Genomic DNA, 19,838 nt, shown 5'->3' with positions numbered 1-19,838 from the left:
GCGTTTGACCCTCAGACCAGTTCAACCGCGATGGCGGTGGCTTCCCCGCCGCCGATGCACAGGCTGGCGACGCCGCGGGTCTTGCCCTGCGCCTTGAGCGCGGCAATCAGAGTCACTACAATCCGCGCGCCGCTCGCGCCGATCGGGTGACCGAGAGCGGTACCGCCGCCGTTCACGTTGATCTTCTCGTGGGCAATGCCGAGATCGCGCATCGCGAACATGGCGACGCAGGCGAAGGCCTCGTTCACTTCGAACAGATCGACATCATCGACGCTCCAGCCGGCGCGGTCGAGCACCTTCTGGATCGCGGGGATCGGTGCGGTGGTGAACTCGGCCGGGGCCTGTGCATGGGCCGCGACGGCAACCACGCGGGCGACAGGGGCAAGGCCCTTGGCCGCGGCAACACTGGCGCGGGTCAGCACGAGGGCTGCGGCACCGTCCGAAATCGAACTCGAGGTGGCAGCGGTGATCGTGCCGTCCTTGGCGAAGGCGGGCTTCAGCTGCGGGATCTTGTCCGGGCGGCCCTTGGACGGGGCTTCGTCATGTTCGACCACGATATCGCCCGCGCGGGTCGCCACCGTCACCGGCACGACTTCATCGGCAAAGGCCCCGCTGGCAATGGCGCGGTTGGCGCGGGCGAGCGATTCGATGGCATAGGCGTCCATCTCCTCGCGGGTCATCTGGTAGGCGTTGGCGGTGTCCTGCGCGAAGGTGCCCATCGCGCGGCCCGGCTCGTAAGCGTCTTCCAGACCGTCGAGGAACATGTGGTCATAGGCGGTGTCATGGCCGAGGCGCGCGCCCGAACGGTGCTTCTTCAGAAGGTAGGGCGCATTGGTCATGCTCTCCATCCCGCCAGCCACCACCATGTCTATGGTGCCGCTGGCGAGTGCTTCGGCGCCCATGATCACGGTCTGCATGCCCGAGCCGCAGACCTTGTTGACGGTGGTGGCCTGGACCGACTGGGGGAGACCAGCCTTGATCGCCGCCTGACGGGCCGGCGCCTGACCGAGCCCTGCGGGCAGGACGCAGCCGATATAAGCGCGGTCGATATCCGCACCGGCGACGCCGGCACGCTCGACCGCGGCCTTCACCGCAATCGCGCCCAGATCGGTCGCCGCAACCTCGGCCAATGCGCCCTGCATCGCGCCCATCGGCGTGCGCGCGTAAGAGAGGATCACGATTGGATCGGCGGGGGAGAGCTGGGTCATGGGACGTCCTTCCTGCGATGTCTTGTGTTTGGCCGACGCTCTAATGCTGCATTGCGGCATTGGCAATCTTGCGAGGCGAGGGGGCAAGCACCTTGTCAGGCGGCAGTCTTTGGGCGAAGACGATAGCAAATCAAAACCAATCCATGACCGAACGGGAGAACGCCATGGCCGATGATCGCCGCGAAGAACTCGAAGCCCTGCTTGCGCGCCAGCGCGCCGCCTTCACCGCCTCGCGCCCCGAGCCGCTGTCGCAGCGCAAGGACCGCATCAAGCGCGCGATGGCACTGGTGAAGGAGCATGGCGAGGAATTTGCCAAGGCAATGAGCGCCGATTTCGGCAGCCGTTCGGCGCATCAGTCGATGCTCACCGATATCGCCGCAACGGTCGGCGCGGGCGCCCATGCGCTCAAGCACATCGATAGCTGGACCAAGATCGAAAAGCGGAAAGTCCAGTTCCCGCTCGGCCTGCTCGGCGCCAAGGCCGAGGTGCGTTACGAGCCGAAGGGCGTGATCGGGATTCTTTCGCCGTGGAACTTCCCGGTGCAGCTCGCTTTCGGGCCGCTGATGCAGGTGCTGGCTGCGGGCAACCGCGCGATGATCAAGCCGTCGGAATTCACCGAGCGTACCAGCGAGCTGATGGCCAAGCTGACCGCCGATTATTTCGCACCTGAAGAAGTGGCGGTGATCACCGGTGGGCCGGAAGTCGCGGCGGCGTTCTCGTCGCTGCCCTTCGATCACCTCGTCTTCACCGGTTCGACCGCGACCGGGCGTCGGGTGATGCAAGCGGCGGCTGCAAACCTCGTTCCGGTGACGCTGGAACTCGGCGGCAAGTCGCCCGTGATCATGGGCCGCAGCGCCGATTTCGCCAAGGCGGGCGAGCGGATCGCGATCGGCAAGATGATGAATGCCGGCCAGATCTGCCTCGCGCCTGATTACCTGATGGTGCCCGAGGACATGGCGGATGAAGCCGTCGCCGGAGTGACCGGGGCGGCAGCGGCGATGTATCCGCGCGTGCTCGACAATGACGACTACGCCTCGATCGTCTCCGACCGCCATTTCGAGCGGCTTCAGGGCCTCGTCGCCGATGCGCGCGACAAGGGCGCCGAGGTGATCGAGGTCAATCCGTCGGGCGAAGACTTCGCCAATGCCAACCAGCGCAAGATGCCGCTGACGGTGCTGCGCGGTGTCGATGACAGCATGACGGTGATGCAGGAGGAAATTTTCGGCCCCGTGCTGCCGGTGATGACCTACAAGGCGGTCGATCAGGCGGTCGACTACATCAACGAGCATGACCGCCCGCTTGGCCTCTACTATTTCGGTGAGGACAAGGGCGAGCAGGAGCGCGTGCTGACCCGCACCATCTCGGGCGGGGTGACCACCAATGACGTGGTGTTCCATGTCTCGATGGAAGACCTGCCGTTCGGCGGGGTCGGGCCTTCAGGGATGGGCTCCTATCACGCGATCGAAGGCTTCCGCGAATTCAGCCATGCGCGCGCGGTCTATCACCAGCCCAAGATCGACATTGCCAAGCTGGGCGGTTTGAAGCCGCCCTATGGCAAGGCGACCGAGCAGGCTACGGCGCGCATGATGAAATGAGGGCACTTGCCGCTGCGCTGGTGCTGGCCCTTGCGACGCCGCTTGCGGCGCAGGGACCTGCACCATGGCGCAGCGTCGATGCGGCGACCGGCCAGATCACCGAACTGGCAGCGCTGGAGCGCCTCGCGCGCGACTTCCCCGACAGCACCAGCGTGCGCCTGCGGCTGCTGAATGCGCAGCTTGCCGGGGGCGAGGGCGATGTGGCGCTTGCCAGCCTCGAATGGCTTCGCGAGCGTGGCCATGTGTTCAGCCAGCCTGCGCAGGCACAAATCCCGCAATTGATCGGCGCGGCCCACGCCGAAGCCGCGCGCGGATTGCTTCTGCCCGCCGCCGAGGTGATCGCCGCAAGCACCATCTTCGACACGGTGCAGGCCGAAGCGGGTCTGATTGAATCGGTGTTTGTTGCGGATAACGGCATGGAGGCGATGGCCTCTTCGGTGTCCCGCCGCGCGGTGTTTGTGCGCAGCGGCGGTGCAGAATGGACCGCGTTTCCCATCACAGGCGCTCAGTCCCTTTCGGGTATCGCGTCGGCTGCCGACTCCAGCAGGGGCTGGATCGCCTCGGCCGATATCGATGGCTCGTCCGGCAATTTGGGAGGATTTACGGGGATATTCGAGGTCACCGGCGATTTCGGCAATCCGCGCCGGATCGCTGCGCCACCGGGCGTGAAGGTGTCGGATCTTGCGGCCGGACCGGATGGCACTGTCTATGCCAGCGACCCGGAGGGCGGCGGTATCTACCGCGCGCCTGCCGGTGCGACAGAGCTGAGCGCGCTCGTCGCTCCCGGAACCCTGCGCTCGCCGCAGGGGCTGGCGGTGAGCGCGGACGGGCAGAGGCTCTATGCCAGCGATTACCGCTATGGTCTGGCGGTGATCGACCTCGCCACCGGTGCGGCCTCGCGGCTCGCGAGCGACGTGCCGATTGCGCTCGACGGGATCGATGGCTTGTGGCGGTACGGCGACGAGCTGGTCGCGGTGCAGAACGGCACCTCTCCGATGCGGATCATCGCGCTGCGTCTATCGGATGATGGCACGCACATTGTCGGCCACCGCACGCTGGAACAGGCGCATCCCGACTGGACCGAACCGCTCGGCGGGAGTGTTGCTGACGGCGCGCTTTACTACGTAGGCAACGGGCAGTGGGAGCGGTTCGAAAAGGGTGCGCCGAAGCCTGATTTGCCCGCCTTGCCGACGCAAATCCGCCGTTTGCCGCTTGGTCTGTAAGCAGCGCCAAGCTTCTGCGAATCTTTCACCGCAACGACTGTTCGATTTCATGCAACATCTCTAAGGGGTTTTGCCCGAGTCGCAGGCTTGCGCGGTGCGCGCGACAGGCTTAGGGCGACCGACGGGATTAATAGCTTGGACATCGCCGTGATCGATCTCAGCCAGTATCTTCCGATACTGTTGTTCATTCTGATTGCCTTCGGGCTTTCGGTGCTTTTTGTGTTCGCGCCGATGGCGGTGTCGCGTCTGACCGGCGCCCACAACCCCAATGCCGAGAAGCTGTCCGAATATGAATGCGGCTTCCCCGCCTTCGAGGACGCGCGCAGCCAGTTCGACGTGCGCTTCTATCTCGTCGCGATCAGCTTCATCGTCTTCGATCTCGAAGCAGCCTTCCTGTTTCCCTGGGCGGTGAGTCTCGATCAGACGGGTTGGACCGGTTGGGGCGGCATGATGGTGTTCCTGTTCATCCTCGCGGTAGGCCTTGCTTACGAATGGAAGAAGGGGGCGTTGGACTGGGAATGAGCAACGCAAGCATCACAGCCGCGAGCGCAGCAACGATTGCTGCCAACGCGACCATCACTGCGGCCAATTCCGCTGCGGGCGTCGTGCGCCAGCCTGACGCCGATTTCTTCAATTCGCTCCAGAGCGAGGTCAACGACAAGGGCTTCCTCGTCACCTCGACCGAGGAGCTGTTCCAGTGGGCGCGCACCGGCTCGCTGTGGTGGATGACCTTCGGGCTCGCCTGCTGCGCGGTCGAGATGATCCACGTCAACATGCCGCGCTACGACATGGAGCGCTTCGGCATCGCCCCGCGCGCCTCGCCGCGCCAGTCGGACGTAATGATCGTGGCGGGCACGCTGTGCAACAAGATGGCCCCGGCGCTGCGCAAGGTCTACGACCAGATGTCGGATCCCAAATACGTCATCTCGATGGGCAGCTGCGCCAATGGCGGCGGCTATTATCACTACAGCTATTCGGTGGTGCGCGGCTGCGACCGCATCGTGCCGGTCGACATTTACGTCCCCGGCTGCCCGCCGACCGCCGAGGCGCTGCTCTACGGCGTGATGCAGTTGCAGCAGAAGATCCGCCGCGTCGGCACGATCGAAAGGTAAGGGCGCCCGGACCATGACCTTTGTTCATTCCGCCCCCAGGTTCGCTTCCAACGAAGGCGTGATCGACGCCGTATCGGAGACCATCTCGGTCTGGCTGATCGAGGCTGTCGAAGCGCATGGCGAGGTGATCTTCCGCGTCGAGCGCGATGCGGTTGCCCGCGTGCTCGAAATCCTTCGTGACGATCACCAGTACCAGCAGCTGATGGAGATCGCTGGCGTCGACTATCCGGCGCGCAGCGAGCGCTTTGAAGTCGTCTACATGCTCCAGAGCCTGACCAAGAACCACCGCGTGATGGTGAAGTGCTCGGCCTCTGAAGATATGCCGGTGCCCACCGTCACCACGCTGTGGCCCAATGCGGGCTGGCTGGAGCGCGAGGTTTTCGATCTTTACGGCGTGACCTTTGCGGGCAACCCGGACCTGCGCCGGATCCTCACCGATTACGGCTTTGAAGGCCACCCCTTCCGCAAGGACTTCCCGCTCACCGGCTATACCGAACTGCGCTATTCCGAAGAGGAAAAGCGGGTGGTCTATGAACCGGTCGAGCTCGCGCAGGAAATGCGCAGCTTCGATTTCCTGTCCCCGTGGGAAGGTGCCGATTACGTGCTTCCGGGTGACGAGAAAGCTCCTCCCAAGCCGGAAGGAGATGCCAAGAAATGAGCATGATCCGCGAAGAATCGCTCACCACCACCGGTGAGGTGATCTCCAACTACACGATCAATTTCGGCCCCCAGCACCCGGCCGCGCACGGCGTGCTGCGCATGGTGATGGAATTGGACGGCGAGGTGATCGAACGCATCGATCCCCATGTCGGCCTACTCCACCGCGGCACCGAAAAGCTGATCGAGCACAAGACCTATCTGCAGGCGCTGCCGTACTTCGACCGGCTCGATTACTGTTCGCCGCTGTGCATGGAGCACTCCTATGTGCTCGCCATCGAGAAGCTGCTGAACCTCGAAGTGCCGATCCGCGCGCAATATCTGCGCGTGCTGTTCGCCGAGCTGACCCGTATCTGCAACCACATGCTCAACATCGGCGCGCATGTGATGGACGTGGGCGCGATGACGCCCAACCTGTGGGTGTTCGAGCTGCGCGAGGATTGCCTCAACTTCTTTGAACGCGCTTCGGGCGCGCGCATGCACTCGGCCTGGTTCCGACCGGGCGGCGTGCATCAGGACGTGCCGGAAAAGCTGCTGGTGGATATCGGCGACTGGCTCGACAACCGCCTGCCGCAGCTGTTCGGCGACGCGATGAGCCTCGTGATCGACAATCGCATCTTCAAGCAGCGCAATGTCGATATCGCGGTGGTGAGCCGCGAGGACGCTGTGGCCTGGGGCTTCAGCGGCCCGATGATCCGCGCTGCCGGCATTCCGTGGGACCTGCGCAAGAGCCAGCCCTACGAGGTCTATGACCGGATGGAGTTCGACATTCCGGTCGGCACCAATTCCGACTGCTATGACCGCTTTATAGTGCGCGTGAAGGAAGTCTACGAGAGCGCGAAGATCATCAAGCAGTGTCTGCGCGACATGCCGCAAGGCCCGATCGCCAGCACCGATGGCAAGGTCTCCCCGCCCAAGCGGGCTGAGATGAAGCAGTCGATGGAAAGCCTGATCCACCACTTCAAGCTCTACACCGAAGGCTTCCACGTCCCCGCGGGCGAGGTTTACGTGGCGACCGAAAGCCCCAAGGGCGAATTCGGCGTCTATCTCGTCAGCGACGGCACCAACAAGCCCTACCGCTGCAAGATCCGCCCCACCGCCTTCTCGCACCTTCAGGCGATGGACTTCATGAGCCGCGGCCACATGCTGCCCGATGCGACCGCCATTCTCGGCGCGATCGACGTGGTGTTCGGAGAGTGTGACCGGTGATCGCGATCTACGGCATCGCAGCGGCCCTCGGTGTGCTGGTCTTCTGGGCCGGCATCCTCTGGATTGCTGCGCGTGCCGACCGCAAACATCTTGAGCGCGAACATGCCGAGCGCGTGTTCGGAGATGAGAAAAACAATGGCTGACCGCACCCCCGCTCCCGACACCCCCGAACAGCGCGCCCGCTGGGGCGGCTTCGCGTGGACGCCGGAGAACAAGACAACCGCCGACTGGCATATCGCCAAGTATCCCGAGGGGCGTCAGCGTTCGGCGGTGATGCCGCTGCTTGATCTGGCCCAGCGTCAGGTGGGCGCGGAGACCGATACGCAAGGCTGGCTGCCGCTGCCGGTGATCGAATATGTCGCGGCCTATCTCGACATGCCGGTGATCCGCGTGCTCGAAGTCGCCAGCTTCTACTTCATGTATAACCTGAAGCCCGTCGGCAAATTCCACGTGCAGGTGTGCGGCACCACCCCCTGCATGCTGCGCGGCTCGGACGAGATCATGTCCGCCTGCAAGAAGCGCGGCATGGTGAAGGGCGGGATCTCGGCCGATGGCTTGTGGACCCTCACCGAGGTCGAATGCATGGGCAATTGCGCCACCGCGCCGATGGTCCAGATCAACGACGACAATTACGAAGACCTGACGCCCGAACGCCTCGATGCGGTACTCGATGCGCTGGCTACCGGGCAGACGCCCAAGGCCGGCACGCAGGAGCCGGGCCGTCACACCTCCGAGCCTTCGGGCGGGCCAACCACGCTCACGGCGATGGTGGGTGCCAACCACGATTACCGGGGTGAATGGTAAGGTGACCGCGATCGGATCCATCCTCGGCGCACTCGTGCTCGCCTTCATCGCCTACAAGGTGCTGATGGGGCTCGTGCGCGTGGGTGTGATCCTGCTGATTATCGGCGTGCTTTACGCGCTCTACAGCACAGGGGTGATCGGATGAACCCGCTCACGCTCCTGTTCGCGATCCTCGGCCTCACCGGCTTTGCGCTTGGCGCGGTGCTGACTGCGACCGGGCCATACGAGATGGGCGTGATGATCATGGGCCTCGGCCTCGTGTTTCAGGTGATTTCGCTGGTGCGGCTGAAGCGCGCCAAGAACAAGGGAATGCAGTGATGCTTGGCGATAAGGATCGCATCTTCACGAACCTCTACGGCTTCCAGGACTGGGGGCTGAAGGCAGCGCAGGCGCGCGGTGATTGGGACAACACCAAGGCGCTGCTCGCACGCGGGCAGGACGCGATTATCGAAGAGATCAAGGCGAGCGGTCTGCGCGGGCGCGGCGGGGCGGGCTTCCCGACCGGCCTCAAGTGGTCGTTCATGCCCAAGGAATCGCGCGATGGTCGCCCGAGCTTCCTCGTCATCAATGCCGACGAATCCGAACCCGGTTCCTGCAAGGACCGCGAGATCATCCGCCACGATCCGCACAAGCTGATCGAAGGCGCGCTGGTCGCGGGCTACGCGATGCGGGCGCGCGCGGCCTATATCTACATCCGCGGCGAATATATCCGCGAGGCCGAGACGCTCCAGAAGGCGATTTCCGAGGCCTATGACGCAGGCCTGATCGGCAAGAACGCCTGCGGTTCGGGCTATGATTTCGACGTCTTCATGCACCGCGGCGCGGGCGCATACATCTGCGGCGAAGAGACCGCGATGATCGAAAGCCTCGAAGGCAAGAAGGGCCAGCCGCGCCTCAAGCCCCCGTTCCCGGCGGGCGCGGGTCTCTATGGCTGCCCGACCACGGTCAACAATGTCGAGAGCATCGCAGTCGCACCGACGATCTTGCGGCGCGGCGCTGCGTGGTTCTCGAGCTTCGGGCGCGAGAACAACAAGGGCACCAAGCTGTTCCAGATCAGCGGCCACGTGAACAAGCCCTGCGTCGTCGAAGAGGCGATGAGCATCAGCTTTGAAGAGCTGATCGAGAAGCACTGCGGCGGCATTCGCGGCGGGTGGGACAATCTGCTGGCGGTGATCCCGGGCGGTTCATCCGTGCCGCTCGTTCCCGCCGCGCAGATCCGCAACGCCCCGATGGATTTCGACGGGCTGAAGGAACTGGGCTCGGGCCTCGGCACGGCAGCGGTCATCGTCATGGACAAGTCGACCGACATCGTCCGCGCGATCAGCCGCCTCAGCTACTTCTACAAGCACGAAAGCTGCGGTCAGTGCACCCCCTGCCGCGAAGGCACGGGCTGGATGTGGCGCATGATGGAGCGCCTGCGCACCGGTGACGCCGCGATCGAGGAAATCGACATGCTGCAGGAAGTCACCAAGCAGGTCGAAGGCCATACCATCTGCGCGCTCGGCGATGCCGCCGCGTGGCCGATCCAGGGCCTCATCCGCCACTTCCGCCCCGAGCTTGAGCGGCGGATCAACGAACATAACGCGCAATTCCAAGAGGCAGCCGAGTAATGCCCAAGGTCACCGTAGACGGTCAGGAAATCGAGGTCCCGGCGGGCGCGACTGTGCTGCAGGCGTGCGAGCTGGCGGGCAAGGAAATCCCGCGCTTCTGCTATCACGAGCGCCTGAGCATCGCGGGCAATTGCCGCATGTGTCTGGTCGAGGTGAAGCCCGGGCCGCCCAAGCCGCAGGCCTCCTGCGCGCTGCCGGCTGCCGAGGGTCAGGAAATCCGCACTGACAGCCCGATGGTCAAGAAGGCCCGCGAAGGGGTGATGGAGTTCCTGCTCATCAACCACCCGCTCGATTGCCCGATCTGCGATCAGGGCGGCGAGTGCGACTTGCAGGATCAGGCGGTGGCCTATGGCCGCGGCGGGTCGCGCTATCACGAGAACAAGCGCGCGGTGACCGAGAAGTACATGGGCCCGCTGATCAAGACGATCATGACCCGCTGCATCCACTGCACCCGCTGCGTGCGCTTCTCGGAAGAGATCGCCGGGGTGGACGAGATCGGCGCGCTCTATCGCGGCGAGGATATGCAGATCACCACCTATCTGGAACAGGCGGCGGCGCACGAGCTTTCGGCGAATGTGATCGACCTGTGCCCGGTCGGCGCGCTGACGTCTCGCCCGTACGCCTTCGAGGCGCGGCCGTGGGAGCTGAAGAAGACGCTCAGCATCGACGTTTCGGACGCGGTGGGCGCCAATATCACGCTCCACTCCAAGGGTCGCGAAGTCATGCGCGCGTTGCCGCGCATCAATGACGACGTCAACGAGGAGTGGCTGTCGGACAAGGGCCGCTATCAGGTCGACGGGTTGACCAAACGCCGCTTGGACCGCGTCTGGGTGCGCCGTGACGGCAAGCTGCAACCGGCAGAATGGACCGAGGCTTTCGGCCTGATCGCGGGCGCGCTCGGCAAGGACAAGGCCAGCATCGCGGCCGTGGCGGGCGATCTGCTCGATGCGGAAACGATGTTCGCGGCCAAGACGCTGGTCAATGCCTGCGGATCGCAGCTCACCGAAGCGCGCCAGACCGGCATGACTTATGACGTGTCGAACCACGCGGCGGTGAACTTCAACAGCACTTTCGCCGGTATCGAGACGGCCGACGCGATCCTCATCATCGGCAGCAATGTGCGCTGGGAAGCCGCGCTGCTCAATGTCCGCCTGCGCAAGGCGGTGAAGGCGGGGGCAAAGGTCTTCGCGATCGGCCCGCAATGGGATCCGACCTATCCGGCGACCTTCCTCGGCAATGATCTTAAGCTTCTGAACCGCATCCCCAAGGAATTGGGCGACGCGATGAAGGCGGCCAAGCGCCCGGCGGTGATCCTCGGCGCGGCGGGGCTGGCCAAGGGCGCGCTGCCGGCCGCGCTCAAGCTGGTGGACAAGTTCGACCTCGTCCGTGAGGGCTGGAACGGCTTCAACGTGCTGCACATTTCGGCCGCTCGCATGGCGTCGCTGATGCTCGGCTTCACGCTTCCGGGCGGGATGGGCGATATCGCCGCCGCGAGCCCCAAGGTGCTGCTGAGCCTCGGCGCGGACGAGATGGACTATGCGCCCTACGCCAAGAGCCTCAAGGTCTATATCGGCCACCACGGCGACAAGGGCGCGCATCACGCCGACATTATCCTGCCGGCCGCATCCTACGCCGAAAAGGACGGGACCTACGTCAACGCGGAAGGCCGTGTGCAGTTCGCCGAGAAGGCGGTTTACGCCCCGGGCGACGCGCGCGAAGACTGGACGATCTTGCGCGCGCTCGCAGATAGCCTGGGCGTCACCGTCGGCTTCGACAGCTTCGAACAGCTTCAGGCCAAGATGATCGCTGCCGTGCCTGCGCTGGGCGAAGAGGGCCTTGCCGATTACGGCGCGCTCCCCAAGGCGGATAGCGGTGCGAAGTTCGAGGGCGAGATTGCCGGCTATCCGGTCAAGGACTTCTACCTCACCAACCCCATCGCCCGCGCGAGCGAGGTGATGCAGCGGTGTTCGGATGAATTGCTCCACGGCGCGGACGTGAAGGAGGCCGCGGAATGACCGCTTTCTTCCAGTCGCTCGGCCTGCCTTACGAATGGGCCTGGACCGTCGCCACTGTAGCCGCGATCGTCATCGTCTCGCTGCTCGTCATGTTCTCGGTTGCCATGGTGATCTATGTCGACCGCAAGGTGCTGGGCGCGATCATGCTGCGGCGCGGGCCCAACGTGGTCGGGCCGTTCGGGCTGCTCCAGTCCTTTGCGGATGGCCTCAAGGTCTTCCTGCAAGAGACGATCATTCCGAGCGCCGCGAACAAGGGCATCTTCCTGCTTGCGCCGATCATCACCTTCACCGTCGCGCTCGCCGCCTGGGCGGTGATTCCGTTCTGGGACGGCGGGGTGATTGCCGACATCAATGTCGGCCTGCTCTACATCCTCGCGATCTCCTCGATGGGGGTTTACGGCGTGGTGATGAGCGGGTGGGCGTCGAACTCCAAATACCCGTTCTTCTCGGCGATGCGCGCTTCGGCGCAGATGATCTCCTACGAGGTGTCGATCGGCTTTGTGTTGGTCTGCGTGGTGCTGTTTGCCGGCACCTTCAACCTCTCCGGCATCGTGAGCGCGCAGAAGGGCTTCGGGCTGGGGCTGATCAACGCCTATGCGATCCACCCGCTGCTCTTCCCGATGTGGGTGGTGTTTTTCATCTCCGCGCTGGCCGAGACCGCGCGCGCGCCTTTCGACCTCACCGAGGCCGAGAGCGAGCTCGTCGCAGGCTACCAGACCGAATATTCCTCGATGAGCTTCGCGCTGTTCTGGCTCGGCGAATATGCCAACATCCTGCTGATGTGCTCGCTCAACACGCTGCTGTTCTGGGGCGGATGGCTGCCGCCGCTCGACATTCCGGTGCTTTACGCGGTGCCGGGGATCGTGTGGTTCCTCGTCAAGACCTTCATCTTCTTCTTCATGTTCAGTTGGATCTGGGCGACCGTACCGCGTTACCGCTATGACCAGCTGATGCGCCTCGGGTGGAAGGTGTTCCTGCCGATGAGCCTGATCTTCGTCGCCGTCACCTCCGGTTACCTCATGGCCATTGGGCACTTCGCATGACCACCGTTTCGCACCTCATCAAATCGTTCACCCTCTGGGAATTCCTCAAGGCCCACGCCTTGACGCTGAAGTATTTCTTCAAGCCCAAGGCAACGATCAATTACCCCTTCGAGAAGTCGCCGCTGAGCCCGCGCTTCCGGGGTGAACACGCCCTGCGGCGCTATCCCAACGGAGAGGAACGCTGCATCGCGTGCAAGCTGTGCGAGGCCGTGTGCCCGGCGCAGGCGATCACCATCGAGAGCGAGCCACGCGAGGACGGCAGCCGCCGCACCACCCGTTACGACATCGACATGACCAAGTGCATCTATTGCGGCTTCTGTCAGGAAGCCTGCCCGGTCGATGCGATCGTCGAAGGTCCGAATTTCGAATACGCCACCGAAACCCGCGAGGAGCTGCTTTACGACAAGGCCAAGCTGCTCGCGAATGGTGACAAGTGGGAACGGGCCATCGCGGCCAACCTTGAAGCCGACGCACCCTATCGCTAGGGCGCGCCGAAAATAGAACAACACCCGCTTGGGGCCTGCTTGCCAAGGCCCTCTCGCGGAACTCGGGTTTAGTAAGGACGGGCCTCTGGCGAGCTCCTGGCGGAGCGGATCGGGGGGTAGGGATCATCATGATACAGGCCATCGCCTTCTACTTCTTCGCGACCATTGTTGTCGCCAGCGCCGTGATGGTGGTCATGGCGCGCAACCCCGTTCATTCGGTGCTGTGGCTGATCATGGCGTTCTTCAACGCCGCCGGCCTGATGGTGCTGGTGGGCGCGGAGTTCATCGCGATGCTGCTGGTAATTGTCTATGTCGGCGCGGTGGCGGTGCTGTTCCTGTTCGTCGTCATGATGCTCGACATCGATTTTGCCGCGATGCGCGCAGGCTTTTCGCGCAATGCGCCGCTCGGGCTTGTGATCGCAGGCATCCTGCTTGCCGAACTGCTGCTGGCGGCGGGGGCCTATAGCGCGGGCGGGTTGACCCTCGGCAAGGCGGCGGGTGACGCTGTGCAGGCGGCCGGTTCCAGCAATATCGAGGCCTTGGGCGGCCTGCTCTATGGCCGTTACATCGTGCTGTTCGAGATCGCAGGGATCATCCTGCTGGTCGCCATGATCGGCGCGATCGTGCTGACCTTCCAGCCGCCCAAGCCCGGTGCGCGTGCGCGTCAGGACGTGGGCAAGCAGATCCGTCGCCGTCCGGAAGATGCAACCGTCATGAAGAACCCGGAAGTCGGGCAGGGGGTCGAGCTGTGATCGGCATCGAACATTATCTCACCGTGGGCGCGATCCTGTTCGTGCTCGGCGTGCTGGGGATCTTCCTCAACCGCAAGAACGTGATCGTCATCCTGATGGCGGTCGAGCTCATTCTGCTGGCGGTAAACATCAACCTCGTCGCCTTCAGCGCCTTCATGCAGGATCTGGTGGGCCAGATCTTCGCGATGCTGGTGCTGACCGTGGCGGCGGCCGAAGCGGCCATCGGCCTTGCGATCCTGGTGATCTACTTCCGCACCCGCGGCTCGATCGCGGTCGACGATATCAACCGGATGAAGGGGTAAGAGGCTCGTGCATCCCATCCTCATCATCGTATTCGCGCCGCTGCTGGCTTCGCTGATCGCGGGGCTCGGCAACCGCATGATCGGCAATGTCGCGGCCAAGAGCGTGACCACGGCCGGACTGTTCCTTGCCGCTGGCCTGAGCTGGCCGATCTTTCTCGGCTTCCTTTGCGGCACCGCGACGGCTGAGGTCGTGCCGGTGCTCAAGTGGGTGCAGTCGGGCACGCTGACCTTCGACTGGGCACTGCGTGTCGACACCATGACCGCGATCATGCTGGTCGTGATCAACTCGGTTTCCGCGCTCGTGCACCTCTATTCGTGGGGGTACATGGAGGAAGACCCGGATCAGCCGCGCTTCTTCGCCTATCTCTCGCTGTTCACCTTCGCGATGCTGATGCTGGTGACGGCCGACAACCTCGTCCAGATGTTCTTTGGCTGGGAAGGCGTCGGCCTTGCCTCCTATCTGCTGATCGGCTTCTGGTTCAAGAAGCCCTCGGCAGGCGCGGCGGCGATCAAGGCCTTCGTGGTCAACCGCGTGGGTGACCTTGGCTTCATGCTCGGCATCTTTGGCACCTATCTGGTGTTCCAGACCACCTCGATCAGCGAGATCCTGGCGGCGGCTCCGGGGATGAGCGGTTCCACGATCACCTTCGTCGGCATGCGCCTCTACACGATGGATATCCTGTGCATCCTGCTGTTCATTGGTGCGATGGGCAAGTCGGCGCAGCTGGGCCTTCACACCTGGCTGCCGGACGCGATGGAAGGCCCGACGCCGGTCTCCGCGCTGATCCACGCCGCGACCATGGTGACGGCGGGCGTGTTCATGGTGTGCCGCCTGTCGCCGATGTTCGAGACCGCGCCGACCGCGCTGACCATCGTCACGATCGTCGGGGCTGCCACCTGCTTCTTCGCGGCGACCATCGGCACGACCCAGTGGGACATCAAGCGGGTGATCGCCTATTCGACCTGCTCGCAGTTGGGCTACATGTTCTTTGCCGCAGGCGTCGGCGCTTACGGGGCGGCGATGTTCCACCTCTTCACCCACGCCTTCTTCAAGGCGCTGCTGTTCCTTGGCGCAGGTTCGGTCATCCACGCCATGCACCACGAACAGGACATGCGCTATTATGGCGGCCTTCGTAAGCACATCCCGCTGACCTTCTGGGCGATGATGGCGGGCACGCTGGCGATTACCGGGGTCGGCATCCTCGGGGTGTTCGGCTTTGCGGGCTTCTATTCCAAGGACGCGATCCTCGAGGCGGCCTATGCGCGCCACAACGGGGCGGGGCAGTTCGCCTTCTGGGCCGGCGCGATCGCGGCGCTGCTGACGAGCTTCTACTCTTGGCGCCTGATGTTCCTGACCTTCTGGGGCAAGCCCCGGTGGGAGCAGTCGGAGCATATCCAGCACGCGGTCCACGATGACCATGCGCATGGGCACGATCACCACCATGCGCACGCATCGGAAGACGGCACCGCGGGCTATCACCCGCATGAAAGCCCGCTGCCGATGCTGCTGCCGCTTGGCATCCTTGGCCTTGGTGCGGTGCTGGCGGGCTTTGTCTTCCACCACCAGTTCATCGACGATCCGGCCTTCTGGGGCGAAGCGATCTTCTACAACGAGGGCCTGATCCACGCGATGCACGCCGTGCCGCTGTGGGTGAAGCTCACCGCGAGTGCCGTGATGCTGCTCGGTCTGGCCGGGTCCTATCTGGCCTACATCGCCAAGCCCGAACTGCCGGGCAAGTTCGTGAGCGCCTTCGGACCCTTGCACAACTTCGTGTTCCGCAAGTGGTACTTCGACGAGCTCTATGACGCGATCTTCGTGAAGCCTGCCTTCGCTCTCGGCCGCGTCTTCTGGAAGTTCGGCGATATCGGCACGATCGACCGCTTCGGCCCCAATGGTATTGCCTGGGTGGTCGAGCGCAGTGCGGTCGCGGCCAAGTCGGTCCAGTCGGGCTACGTCTACACCTATGCGCTGATCATGCTGCTCGGGCTGGTCGCCGCTATCACCTACGTTCTGCTTTAGGAGCGCGCTTCGTAATGGAAGGCCTTCCCATCCTGTCGCTGATGATGTGCGTGCCGCTGGCGGGCGCCTTTGCGTGCCTGTTCGCAGGCGCCAATGCCGCCCGCTGGATTGCATTGGGGGCGACGCTTGTCACCTTCGTGCTCGGCATCGTGCTGTGGTCGAACTACCAGATCGGCGGGCCGCAGTGGCAGTTCCCCGAGGAAGCGAACCTGTTCGCCGGGTTCCAGTACAAGCTCGCGATCGACGGCATTGCGCTGATGCTGATCATGCTCAGCGTCTTCCTGATGCCGATCTGCATCCTTGCCAGCTGGGACGCGATCCAGAAGCGCGTCGGCGAATACATGGCCGCCTTCCTGTTAATGGAAGTGCTGATGATCGGCACCTTCGCGGCGCAGGACCTGTTCCTGTTCTACGTCTTCTTCGAGGCAGGCCTCATCCCGATGTACCTGATCATCGGGGTGTGGGGCGGGGACAACCGCATCTACGCCAGCTACAAGTTCTTTCTCTACACGCTGCTCGGCTCTGTGCTGATGCTGATCGCGATGTTCTGGATGGTCGCTGAGGCAAACACCTCCGACATTCCGACGCTGATGGAATACGGCTTCCCCGCTGGCGCGCAGACTTGGCTGTGGCTGGCCTTCTTCGCGAGCTTTGCAGTGAAGGTACCGATGTGGCCGATGCACACCTGGCTGCCCGATGCCCACGTGCAGGCACCCACCGCAGGCTCGGTGATCCTGGCCGGCGTGCTGCTGAAGCTGGGCGGTTATGGCTTCATCCGCTTCAGCCTGCCGATGTTCCCCGAGGCTTCCGCGCAGTTCGCATGGCTGGTCTTCGCGCTGTCGATGGTCGCGGTGGTCTACACCTCGCTGGTCGCGCTGGTGCAGTCCGACATGAAGAAGCTGATCGCCTATTCGTCGGTCGCGCACATGGCGATCGTCACGGTCGGCCTGTTCGCCTTCAACGTGCAGGGTCTGGAAGGGGCAATGATCATCATGCTCTCCCACGGCCTCGTCTCGGGCGCGCTGTTCCTGTGCGTGGGCGTGATCTACGACCGCCTGCACACCCGCGAGATCGCGCGCTACGGCGGCCTTGCGATCAACATGCCCTATTACGCGCTGTTCTTCCTGCTGTTCACCATGGCGAGCATCGGCCTGCCGGGGACGAGTGGCTTCGTCGGCGAGTTCCTGGCGCTGGCGGGCATCTACCAGACATCGAGCCTTGTCGCGCTGGTCTCGACCACGGGTATCATCCTTGGCGCGGCCTATATGCTCTACCTCTATCGCCGTGTGGCTTTCGGCGGGCAGACCAATGAGGACGCGGCGAAGATGGGCGACATTTCTCCGCGCGAGTGGATCATGATGGCGCCGATCGCTGCCGCGGTGCTGTGGATGGGCGTATACCCTGAAAGCTTCCTCGCGCCGATGCGTGCCGACATTGCCCTTCTGGACGCTCGCCTCGCCGCGGCTGCACCCGCTTCCGATGCGCAGCTCGCCCCCGGCGCGCCGCGTGCCGAAGCAGCCAATGCGATGGGCCATCATGGCGGCAGTGAACATTCTGGCGATGCAACGAAAAGCGCCACGGAGGGCGCACACTGATGGATTTCGCACCTTCCTTTGCGCTGGTTGCGCCTGAACTCCTGCTCACCGGAGCGGGCCTTGCGTTGTTGCTGGTCGCGGCCTGGGGCGGCGATAAGGCAGCGCGCCTGATCGCAATTGCCGGGGCTGCCGCACTGTTCGGGGCGGGGCTGATGCTGGTCCCCGGACTGCACCTTGGCACCGATGGCCCGGCGACTCTGGCTTTCGGCGGGCTGCTGAAGGTCGACAGCTTCGCGCTGTTCGCCAAGGCGCTGATCTATCTAGCCGCCATCGGCGCGCTGGTGGTGGCCCCCGCCTTTTTCGCGGGTGCCGCTGCCGGAACCGAGCGCGGGATGCGTGCCGAATATCCGGTGCTGATCCTGTTCGCCGCTGTCGGCATGAGCATTATGGTTTCGGCCAACGACTTCATGAGCCTTTATCTCGGGCTCGAGCTGAACAGCCTTTCGGCCTATGTGCTGGCGGCGATCCTGCGGCGCGACACGCGCTCGGGCGAGGCGGGGTTGAAGTATTTCGTGCTCGGCGCGCTTGCTTCGGGGATCCTGCTTTACGGGATGAGCCTGCTCTATGGCTTTACCGGCGGCACCGGCTTTGCCGCTGTGCGTAGCGGACTGACCGGCGAGCTCGCCTATGGCCCGCTGTTCGGCCTGATCTTCGTGCTCGCAGGCCTTGCCTTCAAGATCAGCGCCGTGCCGTTCCACATGTGGACGCCGGACGTCTATGAAGGCGCGCCGACGCCGGTCACCGCCTTCTTTGCCACCGCACCGAAGGTTGCTGCCGTGGCGCTCACCGCGCGGGTGGTGTTCGAGGTGTTCGGGGCGCAGGTTGCCGCGTGGCAGCAGATCGTGATGTTCACCGCCTTGGCTTCGATCGTCTTCGGCGCGCTGGGAGCCATCGGTCAGGAGAACCTGAAGCGCCTGCTGGCCTATTCCTCGATCAACAATATCGGCTTCATCCTGCTGGGCCTTGCGGTTGCCAATCAGGACGGGGCGAGCGCCATGCTCGTCTACCTGTTCATCTATGTCGCCATGAGCCTTGGCAGCTTTGTCGCGCTGCTGATGCTGCGGGACGAGGAGGGCGCGCTGTTTGAAACCTTCGCCGATATCCGCGGGCTTTCGGTCACCCGTCCGGCGATTGCCTGGGCGCTGCTGCTGTTCATGTTCAGCCTGGCCGGTATTCCGCCGCTGCTCGGCTTCTACAGCAAGTTCGTGGTGTTTCAGGCGACCATCGAGGCCGGGCTGGTTGCCTTTGGCGCGATCGCCATCGCGGCTAGCGTGATCGGTGCGTTCTACTACATCAAGTTCGTCAAGGTGATGTTCTTTGACGAGCCAGCGGGCGTCGTCACCGGCAAGAGCGGGGCAGGGCACTGGGCGCTGCTCGGTCTTACCGCGCTGATCATCTCGCCGCTGGGCTATCTCCTCACCCCCTCGCTGACCGATCTGGCCGACAAGGCCGCAGCCTCGCTGTTCCTCGCGGTTTGAACGGCCCCCAGGTCATCACGCTGGTCGAGGAGACCGGGTCGACCAACGCCGATCTGGCTGCCGCGATCCGCTCGGGCGAGGGCTGGGCGGAAGGGACATGGCTCGTCGCCCGCCGCCAGACCGCAGGGCGCGGACGACAGGGTCGTGAATGGTTCGACGGCGCGGGCAATTTCATGGGATCGACCGCGGTGCAGCTGGGAGAGGGCGCGCCGCCGCCTGCCACACTCAGCTTCGTGGCCGCACTCGCGGTGCGCGATGCAGTGGCCGGGGTGCTGCCGGATGACGTCGCTCCGGCGCTCAAATGGCCCAATGACGTGATGCTGGATGGCGGCAAGCTCTCGGGCATCCTCTTGGAAATGGTGCGCGGGCACATCGTCGTGGGCATCGGCGTGAACCTCGCACGCGCCCCGCAACTGCCTGACCGCAAGACCGCCGCGATTGCCGATATCGCCCTGCCGGCTGAGCTCGAAGGTTTCGCTGCCAGCCTTGCTGCCGCCTTCGACCGGCGGCTCGAAGCGTGGCGCACCTATGGCCTTGCCGCGACCCTTCACGCCTTTCTCGGCGGCTCGATCCACGCCGCAGGCTCGCCCGTCACGGTCCACGATACCGATGGCTCGGTGCTCACCGGCAGCTTTGCCGGGCTCGATGAAAGCGACGGCGGATTGCGGCTGCGCTTGGCGGATGGCAGCGAACGTGTCATTCGCGCCGGTGACATATCCTGACAGAAGGA

The 19,838-nt window shown here is 64.1% G+C and carries 20 protein-coding genes and 1 pseudogene; 20 read left to right on the top strand and 1 reads right to left on the bottom strand.

Annotated elements, in window-relative coordinates:
• Positions 1–11: 11 nt before the first annotated feature.
• On the bottom strand, positions 12–1,208 hold the full coding sequence (locus RSE14_RS03285; RefSeq protein ID WP_324075812.1) for a thiolase family protein: 1,197 nt from the start codon (positions 1,206–1,208) through the stop codon (positions 12–14).
• A 143-nt stretch (positions 1,209–1,351) separates the two neighbouring features.
• Between RSE14_RS03285 and RSE14_RS03280 the strand changes: the two genes are divergently transcribed.
• From RSE14_RS03280 to RSE14_RS03185, 20 genes and pseudogenes are all read left to right on the top strand, one after another.
• Positions 1,352–2,803: a coniferyl aldehyde dehydrogenase gene (locus RSE14_RS03280; RefSeq protein WP_324075811.1), complete on the top strand. Its 1,452-nt coding sequence runs from the start codon at positions 1,352–1,354 to the stop codon at positions 2,801–2,803.
• Positions 2,800–4,026, top strand: coding sequence for an SMP-30/gluconolactonase/LRE family protein (locus RSE14_RS03275; protein ID WP_324075810.1), 1,227 nt, complete (start codon positions 2,800–2,802; stop codon positions 4,024–4,026). Before RSE14_RS03280 ends, RSE14_RS03275 begins: the two co-directional genes overlap by 4 nt.
• A gap of 147 nt (positions 4,027–4,173) precedes the next feature.
• Entirely contained in the window at positions 4,174–4,548 is a 375-nt protein-coding gene (gene ndhC / locus RSE14_RS03270; RefSeq protein WP_324076803.1) for an NADH-quinone oxidoreductase subunit A, read from the top strand.
• Positions 4,549–4,583: 35 nt separating this feature from the next.
• The gene (locus RSE14_RS03265) at positions 4,584–5,138 is read left to right on the top strand and encodes a NuoB/complex I 20 kDa subunit family protein (protein WP_416379374.1); all 555 of its coding nucleotides are present in this window, start codon (positions 4,584–4,586) and stop codon (positions 5,136–5,138) included.
• 13 nt (positions 5,139–5,151) lie between these two features.
• Positions 5,152–5,787, top strand: a pseudogene (locus RSE14_RS03260) (NADH-quinone oxidoreductase subunit C); the annotation flags it as partial.
• Between the two features lie 5 nt (positions 5,788–5,792).
• Positions 5,793–7,004: an NADH-quinone oxidoreductase subunit D gene (locus tag RSE14_RS03255; protein ID WP_324075808.1), complete on the top strand. Its 1,212-nt coding sequence runs from the start codon at positions 5,793–5,795 to the stop codon at positions 7,002–7,004.
• Positions 7,001–7,147 (top strand): hypothetical protein, encoded by a 147-nt coding sequence (locus tag RSE14_RS03250; protein WP_324075807.1) that lies wholly within the window; start codon positions 7,001–7,003, stop codon positions 7,145–7,147. The genes RSE14_RS03255 and RSE14_RS03250 overlap by 4 nt, the downstream gene beginning before the upstream one ends.
• On the top strand, positions 7,140–7,808 hold the full coding sequence (gene nuoE, locus RSE14_RS03245) for an NADH-quinone oxidoreductase subunit NuoE (RefSeq protein ID WP_324075806.1): 669 nt from the start codon (positions 7,140–7,142) through the stop codon (positions 7,806–7,808). Before RSE14_RS03250 ends, nuoE begins: the two co-directional genes overlap by 8 nt.
• Before the next feature lies 1 nt (position 7,809).
• Positions 7,810–7,953 (top strand): hypothetical protein, encoded by a 144-nt coding sequence (locus RSE14_RS03240; protein ID WP_324075805.1) that lies wholly within the window; start codon positions 7,810–7,812, stop codon positions 7,951–7,953.
• On the top strand, positions 7,950–8,126 hold the full coding sequence (locus RSE14_RS03235; RefSeq protein ID WP_324075804.1) for a hypothetical protein: 177 nt from the start codon (positions 7,950–7,952) through the stop codon (positions 8,124–8,126). The genes RSE14_RS03240 and RSE14_RS03235 overlap by 4 nt, the downstream gene beginning before the upstream one ends.
• The gene (gene nuoF / locus RSE14_RS03230) at positions 8,126–9,418 is read left to right on the top strand and encodes an NADH-quinone oxidoreductase subunit NuoF (RefSeq protein WP_324075803.1); all 1,293 of its coding nucleotides are present in this window, start codon (positions 8,126–8,128) and stop codon (positions 9,416–9,418) included. The genes RSE14_RS03235 and nuoF overlap by 1 nt, the downstream gene beginning before the upstream one ends.
• Positions 9,418–11,433: an NADH-quinone oxidoreductase subunit NuoG gene (gene nuoG / locus RSE14_RS03225; protein WP_324075802.1), complete on the top strand. Its 2,016-nt coding sequence runs from the start codon at positions 9,418–9,420 to the stop codon at positions 11,431–11,433. Before nuoF ends, nuoG begins: the two co-directional genes overlap by 1 nt.
• On the top strand, positions 11,430–12,476 hold the full coding sequence (nuoH, locus tag RSE14_RS03220; RefSeq protein WP_324075801.1) for an NADH-quinone oxidoreductase subunit NuoH: 1,047 nt from the start codon (positions 11,430–11,432) through the stop codon (positions 12,474–12,476). Before nuoG ends, nuoH begins: the two co-directional genes overlap by 4 nt.
• Positions 12,473–12,961 carry an NADH-quinone oxidoreductase subunit NuoI gene (nuoI, locus tag RSE14_RS03215; RefSeq protein ID WP_273675723.1) on the top strand — a complete coding sequence of 163 codons (489 nt, stop codon included), beginning with the start codon at positions 12,473–12,475 and terminating at the stop codon, positions 12,959–12,961. Before nuoH ends, nuoI begins: the two co-directional genes overlap by 4 nt.
• Positions 12,962–13,089: 128 nt before the next feature.
• Positions 13,090–13,713, top strand: coding sequence for an NADH-quinone oxidoreductase subunit J (locus tag RSE14_RS03210; RefSeq protein WP_324075800.1), 624 nt, complete (start codon positions 13,090–13,092; stop codon positions 13,711–13,713).
• A complete protein-coding gene (gene nuoK, locus RSE14_RS03205; protein ID WP_324075799.1) occupies positions 13,710–14,015 on the top strand; it encodes an NADH-quinone oxidoreductase subunit NuoK in 306 nt (101 codons plus the stop codon). Before RSE14_RS03210 ends, nuoK begins: the two co-directional genes overlap by 4 nt.
• Positions 14,016–14,022: 7 nt before the next feature.
• Positions 14,023–16,035 (top strand): NADH-quinone oxidoreductase subunit L, encoded by a 2,013-nt coding sequence (gene nuoL, locus RSE14_RS03200; RefSeq protein ID WP_324075798.1) that lies wholly within the window; start codon positions 14,023–14,025, stop codon positions 16,033–16,035.
• A gap of 14 nt (positions 16,036–16,049) precedes the next feature.
• Positions 16,050–17,630, top strand: a complete 1,581-nt coding sequence (locus tag RSE14_RS03195; protein ID WP_324075797.1) for an NADH-quinone oxidoreductase subunit M — start codon at positions 16,050–16,052, stop codon at positions 17,628–17,630.
• A complete protein-coding gene (nuoN, locus tag RSE14_RS03190) occupies positions 17,630–19,108 on the top strand; it encodes an NADH-quinone oxidoreductase subunit NuoN (protein WP_324075796.1) in 1,479 nt (492 codons plus the stop codon). The genes RSE14_RS03195 and nuoN overlap by 1 nt, the downstream gene beginning before the upstream one ends.
• A complete protein-coding gene (locus tag RSE14_RS03185) occupies positions 19,105–19,830 on the top strand; it encodes a biotin--[acetyl-CoA-carboxylase] ligase (RefSeq protein ID WP_324075795.1) in 726 nt (241 codons plus the stop codon). The genes nuoN and RSE14_RS03185 overlap by 4 nt, the downstream gene beginning before the upstream one ends.
• The last annotated feature ends 8 nt before the right edge of the window (positions 19,831–19,838 follow it).

The sequence above is a fragment of the Erythrobacter sp. genome (genome assembly GCF_035194505.1).
GTDB lineage: Bacteria > Pseudomonadota > Alphaproteobacteria > Sphingomonadales > Sphingomonadaceae > Erythrobacter.
This window is presented reverse-complemented; position numbering and strand designations above follow the sequence as displayed.

Bases quoted from the DNA above. Each gene is read 5' to 3' on its own strand.
- RSE14_RS03235 (WP_324075804.1), top strand. From the start codon at position 7,950: ATGAACCCGCTCACGCTCCTGTTCGCGATCCTCGGCCTCACCGGCTTT.
- RSE14_RS03195 (WP_324075797.1), top strand. From the start codon at position 16,050: ATGGAAGGCCTTCCCATCCTGTCGCTGATGATGTGCGTGCCGCTGGCG.
- nuoI (WP_273675723.1), top strand. From the start codon at position 12,473: ATGACCACCGTTTCGCACCTCATCAAATCGTTCACCCTCTGGGAATTC.
- RSE14_RS03275 (WP_324075810.1), top strand. From the start codon at position 2,800: ATGAGGGCACTTGCCGCTGCGCTGGTGCTGGCCCTTGCGACGCCGCTT.
- nuoH (WP_324075801.1), top strand. From the start codon at position 11,430: ATGACCGCTTTCTTCCAGTCGCTCGGCCTGCCTTACGAATGGGCCTGG.
- nuoE (WP_324075806.1), top strand. From the start codon at position 7,140: ATGGCTGACCGCACCCCCGCTCCCGACACCCCCGAACAGCGCGCCCGC.
- RSE14_RS03255 (WP_324075808.1), top strand. From the start codon at position 5,793: ATGAGCATGATCCGCGAAGAATCGCTCACCACCACCGGTGAGGTGATC.
- RSE14_RS03210 (WP_324075800.1), top strand. From the start codon at position 13,090: ATGATACAGGCCATCGCCTTCTACTTCTTCGCGACCATTGTTGTCGCC.
- RSE14_RS03280 (WP_324075811.1), top strand. From the start codon at position 1,352: ATGACCGAACGGGAGAACGCCATGGCCGATGATCGCCGCGAAGAACTC.
- nuoN (WP_324075796.1), top strand. From the start codon at position 17,630: ATGGATTTCGCACCTTCCTTTGCGCTGGTTGCGCCTGAACTCCTGCTC.
- nuoF (WP_324075803.1), top strand. From the start codon at position 8,126: ATGCTTGGCGATAAGGATCGCATCTTCACGAACCTCTACGGCTTCCAG.
- RSE14_RS03285 (WP_324075812.1), bottom strand. From the start codon at position 1,208: ATGACCCAGCTCTCCCCCGCCGATCCAATCGTGATCCTCTCTTACGCG.
- nuoG (WP_324075802.1), top strand. From the start codon at position 9,418: ATGCCCAAGGTCACCGTAGACGGTCAGGAAATCGAGGTCCCGGCGGGC.